Origin of the sequence: Acinetobacter sp. YH01010 (genome assembly GCF_013420775.1) — a bacterium.
Classification (GTDB): domain Bacteria; phylum Pseudomonadota; class Gammaproteobacteria; order Pseudomonadales; family Moraxellaceae; genus Acinetobacter; species Acinetobacter amyesii.
In genome coordinates this window covers 1-3,033 of the sequence record NZ_VOYF01000054.1, presented here as the reverse complement: position 1 = coordinate 3,033, position 3,033 = coordinate 1, and the positions used below count along the sequence as shown (strand labels likewise).

Annotated in this window: 2 protein-coding genes and 2 pseudogenes; 1 reads left to right on the top strand and 3 read right to left on the bottom strand. The window is 37.0% G+C overall.

Going from position 1 to position 3,033, the window contains the following annotated elements; all coding sequences use genetic code 11:
* From FTT77_RS17080 to FTT77_RS17070, 3 genes and pseudogenes are all read right to left on the bottom strand, one after another.
* Nucleotides 1-186: pseudogene (locus FTT77_RS17080) on the bottom strand (IS3 family transposase); the annotation flags it as partial.
* Between the two features lie 175 nt (nucleotides 187-361).
* Complete coding sequence (locus FTT77_RS17075; RefSeq protein ID WP_114237944.1) at nucleotides 362-1,162, bottom strand: DUF2310 family Zn-ribbon-containing protein; 801 nt, start codon at nucleotides 1,160-1,162, stop codon at nucleotides 362-364.
* Nucleotides 1,163-1,507: 345 nt separating this feature from the next.
* Nucleotides 1,508-1,918 (bottom strand): annotated as a pseudogene (locus FTT77_RS17070) (transposase); the annotation flags it as partial.
* 315 nt (nucleotides 1,919-2,233) lie between these two features.
* On the opposite strand from FTT77_RS17070, the gene FTT77_RS17065 reads away from it, so the two are divergent.
* The gene (locus FTT77_RS17065; protein WP_015060246.1) at nucleotides 2,234-2,845 is read left to right on the top strand and encodes a recombinase family protein; all 612 of its coding nucleotides are present in this window, start codon (nucleotides 2,234-2,236) and stop codon (nucleotides 2,843-2,845) included.
* Nucleotides 2,846-3,033: the final 188 nt, after the last annotated feature.

The window sequence follows — 3,033 nt, the reverse complement described above, 5'->3', positions numbered from 1 at the left end:
AACAAAGCCTTTTGCCATAGGGATATACGTTATATCCGTAGACCACACTTGATTACTGCGCTGAATAGCCAATCCTTTGAGCAGATATGGATATTTACGGTGAGCTTGATTAGCCTGGCTTAAATTTGGTTTGCAATATAACGCCTGAATACCCATTTTCTTCATTAAAGTACGTGTATGACGTCGTTAGGTGGTTCCGCTAGGGTATACTGAAAATAAACTTGTCCTGTACCTGATTCCAGTAAAACACTCTCCGAAAATATCGAGACGATTCACGGTTGGTTACAGATAGTTTGGGTGTTATTTTTATCTCTATGCTTGATAGGCTTTATGAGCTTACCACAAATAATTTTTCATTCGGTCAGTCCTCGCTTTCATCCGACCAATTTTGACTCAACTCACTCACCAAACGACTCTCATCGCATTTAAAATCAATATAGTGATAGGTATTGGCAGGCAATAGCCAATCCTGCCCTGTCAGTGGACATTTTTGTTCCATATCTTCTGCCTGTGTCCAATCACGGTAATTCATTAGAAAATAATAGGTGGGTACACCTGTGCTTTGTTCAATGATACGGCACAATTCTCGACCTATTTTGCTATGCTCAGAATTGGGATTTTGCATTTGCTCTAAGGCAAAGGCTTCACTTACTGGTTGAGAACCAAGCCACAAACGATATAACGCTTCAGCCTGACGATACCATGACCACACATTATCATAACAAGGGTGATCAGGTTGGGTATATGGGATTTTATATAGAGGAATGCCTTGTAAGGTTACTCCATCTAGTAAAGGCGAACTCCAGCCCCAACGCAACATGTAAAATTCAGATTGCGTTGGTACGGCATAACGGGGAAGAGGATAGTCATGGTCTTCTCCGATATACAAGGTTTGAATGGGTTTACCTGCTAACTGTTCGATTTTATTGTGCATTTCTTGGGCATAGCTGTTCATATTTTTACGGTCAAGGGCATCCATTTCAGGACACACCACAGTCACGCGAGTAATATCATTTTGGCTAACAGCTAAATGATGGTTACGGGGTAATATTTGTCCGTTGCCTTCTAAATTTCCTAAATAACAAAATACATCATGGTCGTGGCTATCATCATCTTCAGCGATACCTGTATATTGGGGTATGATAATATCAAAGGCGTGCATTTTTATATCTCATGCTTAATTTATATTAAATATATTTGGGGATGTTGCTGTTGAAATTGGTTAAAGTGCTGTCTTGTAGTGTCAATTTAACCTATACCGTCAATGCCGTACACTCTAAATATTAATAATACTTAAACTACTTGATATTATAACTATAATTTTTCTTATCATATTTACCGAAATAAGGAACAGCTACATCCTTATGCACTGTATTATTACTATCAGTATATGTAATTACTATAGAGTCTTCGGTGTCAGAATATTTTATAGGATACTAATGTGGTTCCGTTAATTAGACAACTCAATTCAGTTTTATAAGTGATAAACCCGCTCTAAATATTTAAATTATGCTGCCATTACTTTTAGTAAATGTTGATCATAAAATTCATTCGGTGTTGCCTTATTCAAACTTGAATGAGGACGTATCATGTTATAAAAATCCAAATATTCAGCAATTGATTGTATCGCTTGTTTAACCGTATCGTAAGCCTTCAAATAGACTTCCTCATGCTTCACGCTGCGCCATAAACGCTCAATCATCACATTATCCATCCATCGTCCTTTTCCATCCATACTGATACGGATATTTCGCAATTTTAACTCATTCAAAAATGCCTCGCTTGTGAATTGACTGCCTTGGTCTGTATTAAAGACTTCAGGACAACCATATTTCACAATTGCTTCTTGCAACGCATCTATGCAAAAGTCTGTTTCCATACTGATCGATACACGATGAGCCAGTGCTTTACGACTATAGGCATGGTCTAAAATCCTAGACCCACATCATTTTGATCATAATTGATTTGAGTAAGAAAGAATTATTATGCAATAACTTATCTTTAAAAATTAATGATGAGAAAGAGTTTTTTATAAATTCTTATTTTAAAGACTTTCTAAAATTAACATAATACGCGTTATACGAATCCCAAGGCATGGCTTTTAGTCATGCTTTTTTTATCAAAAGAGTATACCTGAATGATAGCGAGCCAAATCGCATACAATATCTATCATTAGACTTAATGCAATAATTAAATGATAGTATTATCATTAATCTAATAGAATTAAGATTAAATGATAGAAATGAATACACGTATTTATCTACGAGCTTCAACTAAAGATCAAGATGCAGAAAGGGCTTTGCAGATTCTTCAGGATCTAAACCAAAACTTGAATTTGGGTGAAACCATTGTGTACGTGGAAAACTATAGTGGTACGAAGTTAGACCGACCTGAATTGAATAAGCTACTGTCAGAAGCAAATCAAGGTGACACATTGTTAGTTGAAAGTATTGACCGCTTATCACGCCTAACCCAACGAGATTTTCAAGAGCTGAAGCGCAGGATCCAGGAGAAGGGACTTCGTTTAGTCGTAGCAGATCTTCCTACTACCTACCAAATGATTCAAACCAGTGACAGCATTACTCATTCAATCTTGGAACTCATCAACAATATGTTGATTGATCTTCTGGCAACAATGGCCCGCCTAGACAATGAGAAACGTATAGAACGTATTAAGCAGGGCCTGGCACGTTCGGGTTACAAACCAACAGGCAAGAAGGCAAATGAGGCTAAACATAAACGAATAAAAGAATTGCTAGTAGTTGGCAATATGACTAAGGAAGAAATTGCCAAAGCAGTGAATTGTGGAGTTGCAACTGTCTATCGAGTTGCTAAAGTTATCTAAAAGAGGCTTATCTCAACGCGCCCCCAATGGGGCACCGCTGCATTCAGGTTACTTCACATAAGAAATTTTATGTTAAATGATTGTTAGAAATGCCCCTTGATCGAGGCATTTTCTATAAAGAATACTAAAAACTAATTAAAGCCAACCAAGTTTCAAAACAAGGCAGTTCTCAGCAATCATATTTTTAA